This is a genomic window from Vespertiliibacter pulmonis, from assembly GCF_013377275.1.
Lineage (GTDB): Bacteria > Pseudomonadota > Gammaproteobacteria > Enterobacterales > Pasteurellaceae > Vespertiliibacter > Vespertiliibacter pulmonis.
Genome location: NZ_CP016615.1, coordinates 1,535,809 through 1,553,442, shown reverse-complemented (window position 1 = coordinate 1,553,442; position 17,634 = coordinate 1,535,809). Strand labels below are relative to the sequence as shown.

Sequence of the window (17,634 nt, the reverse complement as noted above, 5' to 3'; positions counted from 1 at the left end):
AATTTTCTTTCTGCTTCCTTAAAATAAATGAGGCGGACAGCTCCACCCCATTCTAATTGTTTGTAATATGTAATTACTGCTCTTTAGGTAATTTATACAACTGATTTTTATATAAATAACTCCCTAATAATGCGTGAGCTAATGCTTCTTTCTTTATTTCATCAGGTAACACTTTAGGGGTAAATTTAGCTGATTGTTTATCATAAAAGTAGCCTTGTGGCTCCGTATTTGGTTGCAAAATTACTACATCATTATTACCTTTCATCATCGCTTGAGTTTGATCATATTGCATCAACGCACGATTTGGATTGGCTTCTTGAGTTAAGTCAAACCCAATCATCGGATACTCACCACTCACACCCGCTAACGAAAGTAGCGTTGTTGGCATATCAATTTGGCTGACTAAACGGCTATCTCGTTTTGGATCAATTCCTTCACCCAAAATCAAAGCGGGAATATGAAAATGGTTAATCGGCACTAATTCTGCTCCTGCTACACGAGAGTCGTGGTCTGCAACCACCAAGAAAACCGTATCTTTCCAATAAGTTGAATTTTTTGCTAACTTGAAAAAATAACCTAAGGCATAATCAGCATATTTTGCCGCATTATTACGAGTCTTTTTATCCTGCTCAAATAATTCAATTTTACCATCAGGATAGTCAAACGGATCGTGGTTACTTGAGGTAAACACTAAGCTGAAAAATGGTTGATCACTTTTCGCAAATTCAGTAAATGTTTCATTCGCTTTATCAAAAAGATCTTCATCACTCACGCCCCAAGTCCCTACAAATTTAGGGTTTTTATAATCTTGTTCATCTATAATTGTTTGAAAGCCATTACCATAGAAATAGCTTGCCATATTATCAAAATGTTTTTCACCGCCATAAATGAATGATGTCTTATAGCCTTTATGCCCTAATAAATCTGCAATAGTAAAAAATCCATGTTGGCTTTTGGTTAATTTTACTGTAGCTCGAGCAGGTGTTGGAGTAAACCCTGCACTTACCGCCTCAATTCCCCTAACAGAGCGAGTTCCCGTGGCATATAAATTTTCAAATAACCAACCTTGTTCTGCTAATTTATCAAATTCAGGGCTAATTGGTCTGCCGCCCAACGTATTAATAAATTGAGCGCCTTGGCTCTCTTGCAAAATAATGACAATATTTTTTGGCTTGCCTTGGTAAGTCGCTTGGTTTTTAGTTAGTGTTGGATACTCTGCAGAAATATAATCTGATTCAGGGCGACCTCGTTGCTGTTTAACGATATTCAACATTTCTTCCACAGACATTTTGCCATATTGTTCTGAAGATTTATCCTCATCTTTCAATTGCTGTACAGCATAAAGCACGGAATAACCCGAATTAAGCACAAGGGAATTAACTAACGGATCACTAGAAAAGGCTACCATTGCAGGGTTTATTCCTCGATGGTGTAAACTTGAACGAGCTCCAAAAATAGTGAAAACAATAATAACTAATGCCATTACAGGTCGCCATTTCCAACTTGGTAAACGTAAATTTTTAACCGCCCAACCTGCAAATTTCCAATAGAAAACTACCGCTAGTATTGTAACAATAAAACTTGATACGACAGCGATAAAATGCCCACTTACCAGCATCGAAAATACTTCTTTAGGATACAATAAATACTCAATAAAAAGGCGATTTGGTCGGAAATCATAAGTCTCTATAAAAGCAGGCGTCGCCATTTCCATAAAGATAATAAATACGCCCGTTGCCGTTAGCCATACCCGCAAAATACCACGCCAAATATTCCCTAAGGTATTATTATGAAGTAACAATACCGTTAATAATGCCGGTAAGCCAAGTAAATAACAGAGCGAAACAATATCAATACGAATACCCTGTAAAAGAATAGGTAACCAACCATTTACAGCAGAAATACGTTCTGCTTGCCAAAGGGATAAACCAAATCTAGAAAGGGTTAAAACTAATAAATTTACCCCTATAAAACAGAAAATTGGAAATAAGATAAAGCGACGCTGAGTATGGGTAACTTGAGATTTGAATATTTGCATAAAATGCCTTTAATTTAAAAGAATAATAGAATCATTTAGACGAATGACACCGCTATTTTCTGGCACTAAATGTATTCCAAAAATTGGCTTGCCTAGGTCGTTTGTATGATATTTTTTCAACGTTTTGAGAGGTTCAGCCGCTGAATTAAGTTCAAGGGTATTAAGATCCCGAGTAATCATTGGACAACGAGTACAGCATTGCGAAAACTTAAACACTACGTCTCCAATTTTAAGTCGTTGCCATTGTTCTTCTGCGAACGCTACGTTTCCATCTATGACAATATTACCCCGAAATTGTTCCATTGAGATAGGTACGGGAGACCATTGTTGTAACTGATCCAACGATTTTTCAGATAATAATAAGATAGGATTGCTGTCAGCAAAACTTAATGGATTTTGGACAAGTTGAGCCACTTTTCTCTGACTTTCAGCACCGAGCCAACGCAGCTGTACAGAGCGTTTAAATTTTTTACTCAGCCACTCATTCACCCTCTGATTAGCCACTAATGAGTTAAAATGTGTTCCCCATACTTCACTTATTTGGCTCTCAATAAAATCTTGGTAAAACGCCACGCACTGCTCTCCCTTTTCATCACAAATAATGATCCCTGTTGAAATAGGAAATGCGGATAAACAGTACAAAACAGCCTCTTTACGAGCAGTTATTAAAGTACCATCAAGCTCTGTAATCATAAATTCACGATCAAAATTTAGCCCTTGCAACTGAACAAAAGCTTGATGCACTGGGTATGCCCGAGTTGATTTTATCGGGAAAATATTCAACTGTGTTACTTTCATATAATTGCCCCAAAAGAGCCTCTGGCATTTAAATACAATATCGGAAAAATTAATTATTTGCAAAATGATTGCTCAATAATACGCAAATAGCTTGGTCATTTTCTTTTCATCTTTTAGAATAGCTAAAATTTTTGGCTTTAATCACCAAACTACGTTAAAGGACATTAAAATGGCAAAAAAACCTACTGATTTTGAAACTACCTTAAAAGAATTAGAAAACATTGTTGGACGTTTAGAAGCGGGCGATTTGCCGTTAGAAGAAGCATTAAATGAGTTTGAAACAGCCATTCAATTAGTTCAGCAAGGACAAGAACGTTTACAACAAGCAGAACAGCGTATCCAAATTTTATTACAAAAAGATGAACAAGCCCCTCTTGCGGATTATCAATAATGACAAAACTTTCCCATAAACTCACCGCTTGTCAAGACAGAGTTAATCAATTTCTTGCTCAACAATTAGAGCAATACAAAGGAAAAAATGCCCCGTTAGCAGATGCAATGGCTTATGCTGTGTTATTAGGCGGAAAACGAATTCGTCCTTTTCTTATTTATACTACGGGTGCAATGCTTGGCGTTGAATTATCAAAACTCGATAGTTCAGCGGCTGCTATGGAAGCTATTCACGCTTACTCTCTCGTACACGATGACTTACCTGCGATGGATAATGACAAACTCCGCCGAGGCCAACCAACTTGCCATATTGCCTTTGACGAAGCGACCGCTATCTTAGCTGGTGATGCACTACAAACATTTGCCTTTCAATTACTTGCTCAAGATCGTTATTTAACAGATACACAAAAAGTCGCACAAATTACCCAGCTTTCTCTCTCCGCAGGGGCATTAGGAATGTGCTTAGGGCAAAGCCTTGATTTAACAGCAGAAAATAAAACTATCTCATTAAATGAGCTAGAAACAATTCACCGTAATAAAACTGGAGCGTTAATTGTTGCTTCTGTACTTATGGGATTAAATTTATCTGAATATGCTCAAAATACCGAAATAAAATTTCACCTTGAGCAATATGCAAAAGCAATTGGTCTAGCATTCCAAGTTCAAGATGATATTTTAGATGTCATCGGGCAATCCGATAAAATTGGGAAAGTTGTTGGAGCAGATAATGCACTAAATAAAAGTACTTATCCTAAATTACTTGGACTAGAGAAAGCACAGCAAAAAGCTAATGATTTATTAAAATCTGCGTTAAATTCCCTTACTCAATTACCTTTTGATACCCTAATTTTGCAACAACTTGCAGAATTTATTGTAAAACGAGAAAATTAATCAATGAAAGATACGCTTTTTTCTGCCCCAATCGAAAAATTGGGTGATTTTACCTTTGATGAAGCCGTTGCAGAAGTATTTCCTGATATGATTCAACGTTCAGTACCTGGTTATTCCAATATTATTACTGCAATTGGAATGCTTGCTAATCGCTTTGTTACAGATAACTCTAACGTCTATGATTTAGGTTGTTCTCGAGGTGCAGGTATTTTATCTATCCGCCGTAACATTGCTGATAAAAACGCAAAAATTATTGGTGTTGATAATTCCGAGCCAATGATCGAACGATGCCGCCACCATCTAAATGCTTATCACTCCGCTATACCTGTTGAAATTTTATGCGAGGATATTCGCCAAACACAAATTCAAAATGCGTCAATGGTTGTCCTAAATTTTACATTGCAATTTTTGCCGCCAGCTGACCGCTTTGCTTTGTTGGAGAAAATCTATCAAGGGCTAAACCCAAACGGAATATTAGTCATTTCTGAAAAATTTAAATTTGATGAGTACGAAATGAATGAGCTATTGATTGACCTTCATCATACCTTTAAACGAGCCAACGGATATAGTGAATTAGAGGTAAGTCAAAAACGTACCTCATTAGAAAATGTAATGCTAATTGATAGTATTTCAGCCCACAAAGCACGTTTAAAAGAGATTGGCTTTCACAATGTAGAGCTTTGGTTTCAATGTTTCAATTTTGGCTCAATGATTGCAATTAAATAAACATTAGTTTATTAATTGCAAAAAATCTTTAGTAACTAACCGCTTGTATTCTTTTAATTTATGATAGAATTCAGCCTATTTAATTTTAACGTTTAATCCTTATGGCAATCCAATCAAAATACCAAGATAAACAACTAGATGCTCTACTCAATGATTTAATTATTACCCTTGAAAAACATAAAGCCCCTGTGGATCTCTCCCTTATGGCATTAGGCAATATGGTAACAAATATTTTGAGTACCAATATTCAAAATCCAGCCCAACAGCAATTGTTAGCGGATACTTTTTGCTCGGCACTAAAAAATTCATTACAGAAAAATGAATTAAAGCCCAATTAATCTTATAAAATATTATGCTGAACCAGCTTCTACGCTTATTTCCAACTAATTCACGCCAATATCGTGAAGAAACTTCTCAACGAATTGCTTGGGGGCATTGGTTCGCACTATTTAACATTCTCTTAGCATTATTGATTACTTCTCGCTATGCCCTCAATGCTGATTGGCCAAATACGCTAGCAGGAAAACTCTACTTCTTTGTTAGCCTATTTGGGCATTTTAGTTTTGTTGTCTTCGCACTTTATCTACTTATTTTATTCCCTCTTAGCTTTATTATTCGAAATAACCGTGCATTTAGAGGGATTTCTGTTATTTTCTCAACCATTGGCTTAACCACATTACTCGTTGATACCGAGGTCTTTAAGCAATTCTATTTACATTTATCACCATTAGTGTGGGATCTATTAGTAAATCCTGATGAAAGCGAGCTTTCTCACCAATGGCAATTACTATTTGTTCCAATGCCAATTATTTTATTAGCCGAAATGCTTTATTCTCGCTGGTGCTGGAATAAATTACGCAGTTTTAATCGCCAACGCTGGGGAAAATATGTCGCTCTATTTTTCCTTACCTGTTTTACTGCAACGCATCTGCTATATGCGTGGGCGGATATGATGATTTACCGCCCAATCACAGCACAAAAAGCGAATTATCCTCTTTCATACCCAATGACAGCTCGTACTTTTTTAGAAAAACATCATTTGATTAACCGTGCAGACTTAGAGCAAACAATCGAAACAAGCGGTCGATTAGACACTTTTTTTCTCAATTACCCTAAAACATCACTAAAATTTGATAAAACGCCTCATAAAACCAACCTGCTTTTTATCAATCTATCAGGGTTAAGCAATGAGATGATCAATGAAAAAATGATGCCGACATTATATCAAGTCAGCAAACAATCTCGTTACTTCAAACATCATTATACTGGAGGAGATACGGCAAGTGCAGGTATTTCAAGCCTATTCTACGGATTAAGTGGTCGCTATGTTGATGCGATCCTAAGTGAAAAAAAACAATCGGTACTCATTTCTCGTTTACAACAGCTAAACTATCAATTTGGGTTATTTTCCCATAATGGATTTGCTAAGCCTATCTACCAGCAAGCACTTTTCGCCAATTTTAAATTGCCTACGGCACAAGATAATCAAACAACCATTCAGCAATGGCAACAATGGCTGAATGATCACTCAGCAGAGCCTTTTTTCAGTTACCTTGATTTAAGCCTAGAGCAATCTCCCCAGTCGCTAGACCAGCAATTTGATATTATTTGGCAAAGCCTTGAGCATCAAGGGTTAACTAAAAATACCCTAATTCTTATCACAGCTGATATTGGGCAAGCGGTAGTTTCCGACAATATATTTGCAATGGCTAAAACGAATATTCCAATGATACTCTATTGGCAACAGGAGCAAGGTATTTATACTGGGTTATCAAGTCATTTAGATATTACTCCAACATTATTACCGCAATTTTTTGGGCTAAATTCACCCGTTGAAACCTATTCTCAAGGAATTAACCTTACCAAAGAAAATAGTCGAAAATGGTTGCTTTCCTCAAACTATTATTGGAATGTTGCGATTTTATCTAATGGCGAACAGTATCATATTGATCGCAAAGGCGATTTTATCCATTACAATGTTGAAAATACTAGAGAAATTCATACTCGTCCGCCTCTCGCATTATTTTTACATCTCATTCAACAAAGCAACCAGTTTATTGCTAACTAACCGTTATATCCAAACAAACCAAAAGTTTATTGCTTATAAGTAATAAAAAAAGCCCCTAAATTAGGGGCCACTCGGAAAGCAAATTTATGAAATTAGTTGCTGAACACAACTTTTATCGTTTTATGTGAGTAATTCTATGTCAATTTAGTCAAGATTGCAAATTAAAACTTAACAAACTGATATCTAATATTAATTTCTTTGATAAAAATCATATTCTGCACAATTTACAAACGGCGAGCTTGCCAAAATGTCTTAGCCCAATAAGGTGCATCTAAGCTAGAATAAATTACACCGCCCTTAGTTGAAGCGTGGAGAAACTGCCCATTTTTTACATAGATACCAACGTGCTTGCCATTTGGTCCTCTCCCTGTTTTAAAAAAGACTAAATCGCCTGCTTGTAGTTCTGATTTTGCGATTTTTTTTCCTTCTCTTGCTTGATCAATCGTCATTCTCGGTAATGAAATACCAAATAATTCACGAAAAGTAACTTGTACAAAACCAGAGCAATCTACCCCTTGACGGCTCGTTCCACCTAAACGATAACGGGTTCCTTTCCAACGAGATTTTTGTTCACTTAAACTACTAATTGCAAAAATAGGATCAAAAATCTTCCCCTGATGGCTCTTCTGATAAATCGTTGAATGACCTCGTTTATCCTCCTTAACTGACGGAGAACTACTACACGCTGTTAAACTAAAAATAATTGCTGTAATAAATAGAGATGAGGCAATTTTATTTATGCACATATTAATCCTTACTAAAACAAAAGGCATTCACTTACAAAAACTGAATGCCTTTATTTATTAGGCTTTTACCTTTAAATCTTCAACTCGTTCTCGTAGTTTTTGGCCTGGTTTAAAAGTAACAACTCGGCGAGCAGAAACGGCAACATCTTCACCTGTTTTTGGATTACGTCCCGGGCGAGCTTTTTTATCTCGAACTAGAAAATTACCAAATCCCGATAATTTTACTTCTTCACCTTTTTCCAGGCTTAATTGGATTTCCTCAAAAAATTGCTCAACCAATTGTTTTGCAACACGTTTATCCAACCCACATCGTTCAACGAGGTTTTCTGCGATATCAATTTTGGTAAGTGCCATAATAAAGTCCTTAATCTAATCTCTTAGATAAGCATTAAAACGTTGTTCAAGCTCAGTTAATACAGCTTGAATTACTGCATTAATTTCATCTTCTTCAAGGGTTTTTTCTGTATCTTGAATCGTTAAACTAATTGCTAAACTTTTCTTGCCGTCAGCTAAATTAGTACCTTGATAGACATCAAATAAATTTACGCCCACTAATCGCTTACCTCCCGCCTGACGACAAACTTCTAAGATATCATTCGCTGGTATAGTTTGCTCAAGAACAATCGCAATATCACGTTTATTTGCAGGAAAACGAGAAATTTCTTGTGCATTAGGAATTGTACGTTCGGCAATAACTTCAACGGCTAATTCAAATACGACTGGTTTCCCTGATAGCCCAAGTTTTTGCACAACTTTAGGATGAACAGTACCGATAAAGCCAATTTCTTTACCATCGAGTAAAATAGCTGCTGATTGACCTGGATGTAACGCAGGGAATTGTTTTGCCACAAATTGTAATTTATCAGCCACTGAGGTGAGTGATAAAACGCGCTCTAAATCACCTTTTAAATCAAAGAAATCGACAGGCTGCCCTTTACTCTCCCAATGCATGCTTGTTTTATCTCCAACAATAACTGCCCCTAATACTCTCTCTTGACGAATACTATTTTCTGCATTTTCATCAGGAATAAAGCGTAATCCTGTTTCAAACAAACGTACACGATTTTGCTGGCGATTTTGATTATAAACCACTGCATCTAACAAACCCGTTAATAGCGATACTCGCATTGCAGACATTTCACTTGAAATTGGGTTCGGTAAAATTAATGCTGATTGTTCAGGGTGCAATAAAGTTTGAATTTTAGGATCAACAAAGCTATAAGTAATCACTTCTTGATAACCGCTATCCACTAATGCTGTACGAATACGGTTCATTTCTAAGATCTTTTCTGGCACGCCACGCATCTGCAGATGTGCAAGCGGTGCGTTATTAGGAATATTGTTGTACCCATAAATACGGGCAACTTCTTCAATAAGATCTTCTTCAATCTCAATATCAAAACGCCAGCTAGGGGATTGAACAGTCCAAATATCATTAGCATACTGAGGCTGTAAACCTAAACGTTCCAAAATAGCAGTAACCGTTTCCGTTGGAATAGAATGCCCTAATAAACTATCTAATTTTTTACGATGAAGTTTAACACGATGAGATTTAGGCATATTCTCAGGGCTAACTGCTTCCACAATTTCGCCTGCTTCACCGCCACAAATTTCAAGTAATAATGCAGTTGCACGTTCCATTGCTTTACGAGCTAATTCAAAATCAACACCTCTTTCAAAGCGATGAGACGCATCAGTATGTAAGCCATATTGGCGAGCTCGTCCAGCAATAGCTAATGGTGCAAAAAAAGCAGACTCTAAAATAACATCTTTCGTTTCAGTATTGACACCGCTCTCTTTACCACCAAAAATACCAGCGATAGCAAGCGGTCCGTTTTGGTCTGCAATAAGTAATGTATTCGCTTGCAATTTTGCTGTTGTGCCATCAAGCAGAACTAATTCTTCCCCTTCTTCTGCCATTCTTACCTGTACTGGTTGTGCAACTTTTGCCATATCAAATGCATGCATTGGTTGCCCAAGTTCTAGTAAACTTAAATTAGTAATATCGACCACCGGATCAATAGAACGAATACCACAACGGCGTAATTTTTCTTGTAACCATAATGGTGATGCAACCGTTACATTAACGCCTTTAATTACTCGAAGCAAATAACGAGGACAGGCTTGCGGTGCTTTTAATTCAATTTCAATCTTATCTGAAATCGTTGGTAATACTGGGGTGATCTCAGACTGATTTACCGCTAACTGATTGATAACCCCAACTTCACGAGCAATACCCGCAATACTCAAGCAATCAGCACGATTTGGTGTTAAACTAATTTCAATCGATTGATCATTTAAGGCTAAATATTCACGTAAATCCACGCCAACAGGTGCATTTTGTGGCAATTCAATAATCCCATTTTGATCATCTTTAATACCTAATTCTGAGAAAGAACATAACATTCCTTCTGATGGCTGACCACGCAATTTAGTTTTCTTAATTTTAAAATTACCCGGTAATACTGCTCCCTCAACAGCACAAGCTACCTTTAAACCTTGACGGCAATTCGGCGCACCACACACAATATCTAATAAACGATCTCCGCCAACATTTACTTTAGTTACTCGTAATTTATCAGCATCAGGGTGCTGGCTACATTCAACCACTTCTCCCACAACCACGCCAGAAAACTCACCAGCAACAGCCTCTACACCATCGACTTCTAACCCTAACATTGTAATTTGGTCGCAGAGTTGCTCTGTACTAATAGCTGGGTTTACCCATTCACGCAACCAAGATTCACTGAATTTCATCTTATTTTCTTTCCTTCTAATTACCTTGCATTAAGCTATATTTGATAGATTTAATGAATGCAAGCGGTCATTTTCTATTATTTTTTGCAAAATTTTGCACTAACTCACCGCTTTTATTTATTCACAACCAAATTTACTTAATGTTAATTTGACTACAGACACCAAACGATCATTTAAATTGTTTTAAAAAACGTAAATCGTTCTCAAAAAATGAACGTAAATCAGTTACGTTATAGCGAAGCATTGTTAAACGCTCAACGCCCATACCTACCGCAAAACCTGAATACTCATTAGGATCAATACCTACATTGCGTAATACATTCGGGTGAACCATTCCACAACCTAATACTTCCAACCATTTACCATTTTTACCCATTACATCAACTTCGGCAGACGGCTCGGTGAATGGGAAATAAGAAGGGCGAAAACGTACTTGCAGATCTTCTTCAAAAAAGGCTCGTAAGAAATCATGTAATAACCCTTTTAATTCAGTAAAATTAGCTTTTTTATCTACATAAAGTAGCTCAATTTGGTGAAACATCGGGGTATGTGTTTGGTCATAATCATTACGATAAACACGCCCAGGAGCCATAATACGAATAGGCGGCTGAACTTTTTCCATTGTACGAATTTGAACGCCTGATGTTTGTGTACGTAGTAAACGTTGCGCATCAAACCAAAATGTATCATGATCTGCACGAGCTGGATGATGAGCGGGAATATTTAACGCATCAAAATTATAGTAATCTGTTTCAATTTCAGGTCCTTGCTCAACACTAAAACCAAGCTCTGAGAAAAATTTTACAACACGCTCAATCGTAATTGATACAGGATGTAATCCACCTAATTCTGTTTTACGCCCAGGCAAACTCACATCAATACTTTCATTTATTAATTGTGCATTTAACGCATCATTCTCTAATTTCTCTTTTTTCTTATTTAACGCATCTTGAGCTATCTGTTTAGCTTCATTAATTTTAGCTCCCACAGCTGGACGCTCTTCAGCAGAAACATCACGCAATCCCTGCATTAATGCCGTAAACTGCCCTTTTTTACCAAAATATTCCACACGAAGTGCTTCAATACTCGCCACATCGTTGGCATTTTCTACTGCTACTAACGCTTGAGTAACAATACTTTCTAGGTTTTGCATTCCCTATCCTCTAAACACATATTCAAAATAGATAAAATAGTAATACTTCTCAGCCACCTTGTAAATTTAAAAATCATTGAAACTTGCACTAAATTATTGATTTATAAATATAAGCATATAAATTTTTTGATTTCCAAACTCAAATTAACATCCCTATTTTATTAAGAAACTAGGTAGCCTATTTGCAAGATATTGTCAATATCTCACCGCTTGTTTACAAAAATAAATCCACGAAAAGATTTTAATTCGTGATCTTCCTCACAACATAAAGTAAAATTCGCCAAGTTTTATCTTACTTGTAAAAAGTAGGCATATTTTTATCAACCCAATTGGAGATATTCTATGGCAATGAATAATATTTTAGGATTATTCGCCCATTCGCCACTCAAACCTCTACAAAAACATTCTAAAAAAGTAACAGAATGTTGTGGTTTATTAGTCCCTTTTTTTGAAGCGAGCTTTGAAAATCGTTGGGACGAGGCAGAGAAAATTCGTAGTCAAATCATTGAATTAGAACGTCGTGCTGATACACTTAAACGTGAAATTCGCCTAAAGTTACCTCGTGGTTTATTTATGCCCGTAGAACGTACTGATTTATTAGAATTAGTTACGCAATTAGACAAGCTCGCTAACTATGCCAAAGATATCTCTGGACGTGTTATTGGCCGTCAGCTTGTTATTCCAACCGAAATGCAACCTGCTTTTTTACACTTCTTATCTCGTAGCCTCGATGCAACAAAACAATCCGACAAAGTTATTAACGAAATGGATCAATTATTGGAAACAGGCTTTCGTGGACGGGAATTAAATTTTGTAAACCGTATGATTTTAGAGCTAGATACAATTGAAGATGACACCGATCAATTGCAAATCGTCTTACGCAAATCATTACTTAATATTGAAAACTCACACAATCCAATTGATATTATGTTTTTATATAAAATCATCGAATGGATTGGGGTTCTTGCTGATCAAGCTCAAAGAGTTGGCTCACGCATTGAATTAATGCTGGCACGTTCATAAGAGGAAAGGTTTATGGAACTCATACATCATTACGGATTTATCATTATACTGATTACTGCTGCATTCGGCTTTATAATGGCCTTTGGCATTGGAGCAAATGATGTTGCTAACGCAATGGGAACATCTGTTGGATCAGGTACGATTACTGCTAGACAAGCAATTTATATCGCACTTATCTTTGAATTTGCTGGGGCTTATCTTGCTGGCGGAGAAGTTGCTGAAACAATAAAAAGTGGCATTATTGCTTCTGATGCTTTTGCGGGTAATCCTGATATTCTTATTTTAGGAATGATGTCTTCGCTCTTTGCTGCAGGCGTATGGTTACTTATTGCTTCTCAAAAAGGCTGGCCCGTATCAACAACCCATACAATTATTGGTGCTATTGTTGGCTTTGCTTGTATCACTATTGGTGCAGAAGCAGTGCAATGGTCTCAATTTACAGGTATTGTTGGTAGTTGGTTCATTACCCCTGTTATTGCTGGAGTTGTAGCATTTGGTATTTTTAGCTCAACACAAAAACTAATTTTTGATACAGAAAAACCTCTTGTTCAAGCACAAAAATATGCACCTTATTATGCAGGCTTGACCGTTTTCATTATTTGTGTTGTTACTTTAGACAAAGGGCTAAAACACGTTGGCTTAGAGCTAAGTAAATCTCAAACCATTGGACTTGCTTTTTCCCTTGCTATTGTTACGGCTTTAATTAGCTTTTTTTATCTACGTAGCAACAGCTTTGTTGCCCGCCTACAAAAAGGTGGATTTGACGGCGTTGAGAAAGTCTTCAGTATGTTAATGCTACTGACTGCTTGTGCAATGGCATTCGCACACGGCTCTAATGATGTAGCTAATGCAATCGGTCCTCTCGCAGCCGTTGTATCTATCATTGATAATGGGGGCGTTATTGACGGCCAAACCATTATGGCACCGTGGATTTTACCCCTGGGTGCAATCGGTATTGCTATCGGTTTAGCCGTAATGGGACATAAAGTGATGGGAACTATCGGTACAGGTATTACTGATCTTACTCCAAGCCGTGGCTTTGCTGCACAATTTGCCTGTGCAATTACTGTGGTTATTGCATCAGGAACAGGCTTACCGATATCTACGACACAAACCTTAGTTGGTGCAGTATTAGGTGTAGGTTTTGCTCGAGGCATTGCAGCCCTTAATTTAGGCGTAATCCGTAATATTGTTGCCTCTTGGGTTATTACTCTCCCTGCAGGTGCTGTGATCTCAATTATTATCTATTACATTCTTAGCGCAATTTTCCGCTAAGCTAGTACGAAAGAAAGTGCGTGGATTGCACTTTCTTTTTATATTTTCACGAAAAAGGACGCCCAATTATGAAAAAAACTGTTGCTACCCTATGTGGTGTAATTTTACTTGCGTGCTCACTTCCAACAGTAGCACAAACACAATATGTTACTGAAAATCTAAACACCTATTTACGCAAAGGTGCTGGGGATAATTTTAAAATTTCAGGTACTATTCAAGCAGGAGAAAAAGTAACAGTACTTGATCGTAAAGAGCGTTATAGCCTTATTCGAGATAGTAAAAATCGTGAGGCTTGGATTCTCACAAATGAACTAACCACCACACCAAGCTCCAAAGAACTCGCACCACAATTACAACAGCAAGTACAAGATCTCACCCTCAAACTCAATAAAATTGATAGCGATTGGCAACAACGGACTGTTGAAATGCAACGTCGTACCAAACAAGCCGATCAACAAAGCAGCGATTTATTGGAACAAAATGCGCAATTAAAACGTGAGCTAGATATTTTGAAAAGTAAAAATCGTGATCTTGAAGCTATTCAAAACGCTGAATCCCGAGAAATTATGATTCAATACTTTATCTATGGGGGAAGTGTATTAGGGGTTGGATTATTATTTGGATTATTATTGCCTTTACTCATACCTCGTCGTAAACGTAAAGATGGCTGGTCATAATTAATCAAAGAAGTAAAAAGGACGGATAACCGTCCTTTTTACATTATATATTTTTCAGCAATATACGAGTCTCGCTTTTATCTATTACTTGAGATAATACTGACAATTTCATTTCCTCTGCAAGAAATAAAATATCATTCACACTACTCTGCTTATTTAATATCAGCCATAAGCTATCATTATACTTTAATAAAGATAGGGCTTTCTTTGCCATCAATAAAGGTAAAGGACAATGATAGGCGGTGAGATCGATCTGATAATTCATTACACTTTTCGGCGGTTTTCCATAATTTTGCCAATCGCTTTTAAATCACTCTCGGATAAATATTCACGTCCTAATTCAAAGAGTGGCTCCTCAATTGAAATGTGCAAATTATATCCTTCAACAAACCGCTTGATAAGCTCTCTATCTACATTAGTCCGTTTCCCAGTAAGCAATGCTAACAGCTGTTCTTCCAACAAATCCCAATTATGATGTAATTCAGTATGTTGTTGTTCCAATACTTTAACAGCATCAACCGCTTTCGGAAATTTTTTGATCAACGTAGGAAAAAAATCTTTCTCTTCATCATCGTGGTGTAACGGAGCAGATAGATTAAAATAATTTAAAATTTGTTCAACATCATTTTTAACGGCTTGATTCACACCTTGTTTTTCAAGGTAATCTGGCAATAATTGTAGCTGCCGACAGAATTTCTTTACCTTACTATGGCAGGCATATAGCATCTCTATCGGTTCATTCCAGCTTGCAAATTGTTGTGGGTTTAAAGTAAACATAATTACTCGCTACTTAATTGTAATGGTGGAACTTCTTTACCAATTTTTTGATAGAATTCCACGACAAACTCATCAAAACGATCATCATCAATGGCTTGGCGAATTTGAGCCATTAAACGTTGGTAATAACGTAAATTATGAATAGTATTCAAACGAGCACCTAAAATTTCGCCACACTTATCTAAATGATAGAGATAAGCTTTAGTGTAATTTTTACAAGTATAACAATCACATTCAGGATCAAGCGGTGAGATATCATTGCGATATTTCGCATTACGAATTTTCACAATCCCGTTGCTCACAAAAAGGTGTCCATTGCGAGCATTACGAGTCGGCATTACACAGTCAAACATATCAATTCCACGGCGAACTCCTTCCACTAAATCTTCCGGCTTACCTACTCCCATCAAATAACGAGGCTTATCTGCTGGAATTTGTGGGCAGACGTACTCTAAAATACGATGCATATCTTCTTTTGGCTCACCGACAGCTAGCCCACCAACAGCATAGCCATCAAAACCAATTTCAACTAATTTTTCTACTGAAACTTTGCGTAACTCTTCATAAACACCGCCTTGAATAATCCCAAATAACGCATTTGGATTTTCTAGTTCATCAAAACGATCACGGCTTCGTTTTGCCCAACGCAGTGACATTTCCATTGATTGTTTTGCATAATCAAAGGTTGCAGGATAAGGTGTACATTCATCAAAAATCATCACAATATCTGAACCCAGATCATACTGAATTTCCATTGATTTTTCTGGAGATAAAAAGATTTTCTCTCCGCTAATTGGATTTTGGAATGTTACGCCTTCTTCTTTAATCTTTCGTAATTTGCCTAAACTAAATACTTGAAAACCACCTGAATCTGTCAAAATTGGCCCGTGCCACTGCATAAAATCGTGCAAATCACCGTGCATTTTCATAATTTCTTGCCCTGGCCGTAACCATAAATGGAAGGTGTTGCCTAACAAAATTTGAGCCCCTGTCGCAGCTACTTCTTCAGGCGTCATTCCTTTTACTGTTCCATAAGTTCCTACTGGCATAAATGCAGGGGTTTCTACATGATATTCCCCTTTAGGGCGGGAAAAGGTTAAACGCCCACGGCGAGCATTTCCATCCGTTTTTTTTAGTTCGTATTTCATTTTCTCTCCTGCGAATAAACAGTTCGCATATATGTGAATAAAAATATCAAAGAATATGATATCAAATGGTACTCTACCTATATTCTATATTCCTAAAAATAAGTATAAATATTACAAGCGGTCAATTGGCTGATTTTTTTGCAAATTTCTCTGCTAAAATTCGTTTCAATTTATCGTAAACAAAGAGCACCCTATCAGCAACAGTAGTTTTATAAGGGCGGTACAAATATAAATGCCATATTTGTTTTTCAATTTCAGGAAAAAGTTCTATCAATTTTCCTTGTTTAAGGTAAGATTGGCAAATCAAATCCATTAATTGAGAGCAAGTTCTCCCAGCTAATGCAGATTGTAATTCACTATTCATATCTGTTGTAAAAAAAGCAATTTTACTTGATGAAAAATACTGTTTTTCATTGATTTGCCAATTCCACGCCCGTTTTAATTTAGGATCAATCAACCCACTTAATGGGTAATTTTGTGCCAGATCTTGCAAATCTTTAGGATAATCTAACCGCTTGATAAGTGATGGAGAAGCTACAATTTTTTCTGTAATAGTACAAATTGAATGAGCTACCCAATCTAATTCAGGCTCAAGGGCAATACGTAGGCCGATATCAATTTGATCATCAACAATTTTGAGTTTATCAAGAGCAACTCGCCAATCGATCACTAACTCAGGGTAAGGCTCTAAAGCTGTTAAAAGTTCAAATATCAATTCATCATTACAAGGCAAAGGAGGTAAAGTAATACGAACTACCCCTTTCATTGATCTATTATTTAAATCTGATGGAGAAAATAAATTTTCCTCTTCATCAAGAAAACGCTGGGCTTTAGGTAAAAATTGCTGACCAAATTCAGTTAATTTAATACTGCGTGTATTACGTGTAAATAAACTTTCCCCGAGCAATGTCTCCAATTCTGCAATCATTCGACTAACAACTTGGGGAGATACTGCTAGACGCAATGCAGTTTCCCGAAAGTTTAATGTCTCACAAGCAACACAGAAATAGCGGAGTGCATCAAGTTTATTCATATTATTCCATTTTTAAGAATAGTCTTTTCTTATTTTATTCATTTTTGATTAAAAAAACTAGCGTATAATGCCCCCATAAAGCAAAGATTGCTTATTAAATTTTTTTAGGGTAGCAATATCCTGTTTATTTTATT

18 protein-coding genes are annotated in these 17,634 nt (G+C 36.7%); 8 read left to right on the top strand and 10 right to left on the bottom strand.

Annotation, left to right across the window (positions count from 1 at the left end):
• Positions 1-73: 73 nt before the first annotated feature.
• On the bottom strand, positions 74-2,038 hold the full coding sequence (locus A6B43_RS07565; RefSeq protein ID WP_124210375.1) for an LTA synthase family protein: 1,965 nt from the start codon (positions 2,036-2,038) through the stop codon (positions 74-76).
• Between the two features lie 9 nt (positions 2,039-2,047).
• The gene (locus A6B43_RS07560) at positions 2,048-2,836 is read right to left on the bottom strand and encodes an MOSC domain-containing protein (RefSeq protein WP_124210374.1); all 789 of its coding nucleotides are present in this window, start codon (positions 2,834-2,836) and stop codon (positions 2,048-2,050) included.
• Positions 2,837-3,005: 169 nt separating this feature from the next.
• Between A6B43_RS07560 and xseB the strand changes: the two genes are divergently transcribed.
• From xseB to A6B43_RS07535, 5 genes are all read left to right on the top strand, one after another.
• Positions 3,006-3,227: an exodeoxyribonuclease VII small subunit gene (gene xseB / locus A6B43_RS07555; protein WP_124210373.1), complete on the top strand. Its 222-nt coding sequence runs from the start codon at positions 3,006-3,008 to the stop codon at positions 3,225-3,227.
• Positions 3,224-4,117, top strand: coding sequence for a (2E,6E)-farnesyl diphosphate synthase (ispA, locus tag A6B43_RS07550; protein ID WP_124210372.1), 894 nt, complete (start codon positions 3,224-3,226; stop codon positions 4,115-4,117). Before xseB ends, ispA begins: the two co-directional genes overlap by 4 nt.
• Before the next feature lie 3 nt (positions 4,118-4,120).
• On the top strand, positions 4,121-4,843 hold the full coding sequence (gene cmoA, locus A6B43_RS07545) for a carboxy-S-adenosyl-L-methionine synthase CmoA (protein WP_124210371.1): 723 nt from the start codon (positions 4,121-4,123) through the stop codon (positions 4,841-4,843).
• Between the two features lie 101 nt (positions 4,844-4,944).
• Positions 4,945-5,181 carry a YejL family protein gene (locus A6B43_RS07540; RefSeq protein ID WP_124210370.1) on the top strand — a complete coding sequence of 79 codons (237 nt, stop codon included), beginning with the start codon at positions 4,945-4,947 and terminating at the stop codon, positions 5,179-5,181.
• A 14-nt stretch (positions 5,182-5,195) separates the two neighbouring features.
• Positions 5,196-6,911 carry a DUF3413 domain-containing protein gene (locus A6B43_RS07535; RefSeq protein WP_124210369.1) on the top strand — a complete coding sequence of 572 codons (1,716 nt, stop codon included), beginning with the start codon at positions 5,196-5,198 and terminating at the stop codon, positions 6,909-6,911.
• Between the two features lie 224 nt (positions 6,912-7,135).
• Here A6B43_RS07535 and A6B43_RS07530 read toward each other — a convergent pair whose 3' ends face one another.
• From A6B43_RS07530 to pheS, 4 genes are all read right to left on the bottom strand, one after another.
• Positions 7,136-7,657 carry an NlpC/P60 family protein gene (locus tag A6B43_RS07530; RefSeq protein ID WP_124210368.1) on the bottom strand — a complete coding sequence of 174 codons (522 nt, stop codon included), beginning with the start codon at positions 7,655-7,657 and terminating at the stop codon, positions 7,136-7,138.
• A gap of 57 nt (positions 7,658-7,714) precedes the next feature.
• Positions 7,715-8,011, bottom strand: coding sequence for an integration host factor subunit alpha (locus tag A6B43_RS07525; protein ID WP_124210367.1), 297 nt, complete (start codon positions 8,009-8,011; stop codon positions 7,715-7,717).
• A 15-nt stretch (positions 8,012-8,026) separates the two neighbouring features.
• Positions 8,027-10,414, bottom strand: a complete 2,388-nt coding sequence (pheT, locus tag A6B43_RS07520) for a phenylalanine--tRNA ligase subunit beta (RefSeq protein ID WP_124210366.1) — start codon at positions 10,412-10,414, stop codon at positions 8,027-8,029.
• A 169-nt stretch (positions 10,415-10,583) separates the two neighbouring features.
• Positions 10,584-11,567, bottom strand: coding sequence for a phenylalanine--tRNA ligase subunit alpha (gene pheS / locus A6B43_RS07515; protein ID WP_124210365.1), 984 nt, complete (start codon positions 11,565-11,567; stop codon positions 10,584-10,586).
• A 342-nt stretch (positions 11,568-11,909) separates the two neighbouring features.
• On the opposite strand from pheS, the gene A6B43_RS07510 reads away from it, so the two are divergent.
• The 3 genes from A6B43_RS07510 (at position 11,910) to A6B43_RS07500 (ending at position 14,542) form a co-directional block, all read left to right on the top strand.
• Entirely contained in the window at positions 11,910-12,590 is a 681-nt protein-coding gene (locus A6B43_RS07510) for a TIGR00153 family protein (protein ID WP_124210364.1), read from the top strand.
• A 12-nt stretch (positions 12,591-12,602) separates the two neighbouring features.
• Positions 12,603-13,865 carry an inorganic phosphate transporter gene (locus tag A6B43_RS07505; protein WP_124210363.1) on the top strand — a complete coding sequence of 421 codons (1,263 nt, stop codon included), beginning with the start codon at positions 12,603-12,605 and terminating at the stop codon, positions 13,863-13,865.
• Between the two features lie 68 nt (positions 13,866-13,933).
• Positions 13,934-14,542, top strand: a complete 609-nt coding sequence (locus A6B43_RS07500) for a TIGR04211 family SH3 domain-containing protein (protein ID WP_124210362.1) — start codon at positions 13,934-13,936, stop codon at positions 14,540-14,542.
• 43 nt (positions 14,543-14,585) lie between these two features.
• Here the strand turns inward: A6B43_RS07500 and A6B43_RS07495 are convergent, their stop codons facing one another.
• The 4 genes from A6B43_RS07495 to A6B43_RS07480 form a co-directional block, all read right to left on the bottom strand.
• A complete protein-coding gene (locus A6B43_RS07495) occupies positions 14,586-14,807 on the bottom strand; it encodes a sulfurtransferase TusA family protein (protein ID WP_124210361.1) in 222 nt (73 codons plus the stop codon).
• Positions 14,807-15,319: a hemerythrin domain-containing protein gene (locus tag A6B43_RS07490; RefSeq protein WP_124210360.1), complete on the bottom strand. Its 513-nt coding sequence runs from the start codon at positions 15,317-15,319 to the stop codon at positions 14,807-14,809. The genes A6B43_RS07495 and A6B43_RS07490 overlap by 1 nt, the downstream gene beginning before the upstream one ends.
• A 2-nt stretch (positions 15,320-15,321) precedes the next feature.
• Entirely contained in the window at positions 15,322-16,467 is a 1,146-nt protein-coding gene (tgt, locus tag A6B43_RS07485; RefSeq protein WP_124210359.1) for a tRNA guanosine(34) transglycosylase Tgt, read from the bottom strand.
• 121 nt (positions 16,468-16,588) lie between these two features.
• A complete protein-coding gene (locus A6B43_RS07480; protein WP_124210358.1) occupies positions 16,589-17,500 on the bottom strand; it encodes a LysR family transcriptional regulator in 912 nt (303 codons plus the stop codon).
• Positions 17,501-17,634: the final 134 nt, after the last annotated feature.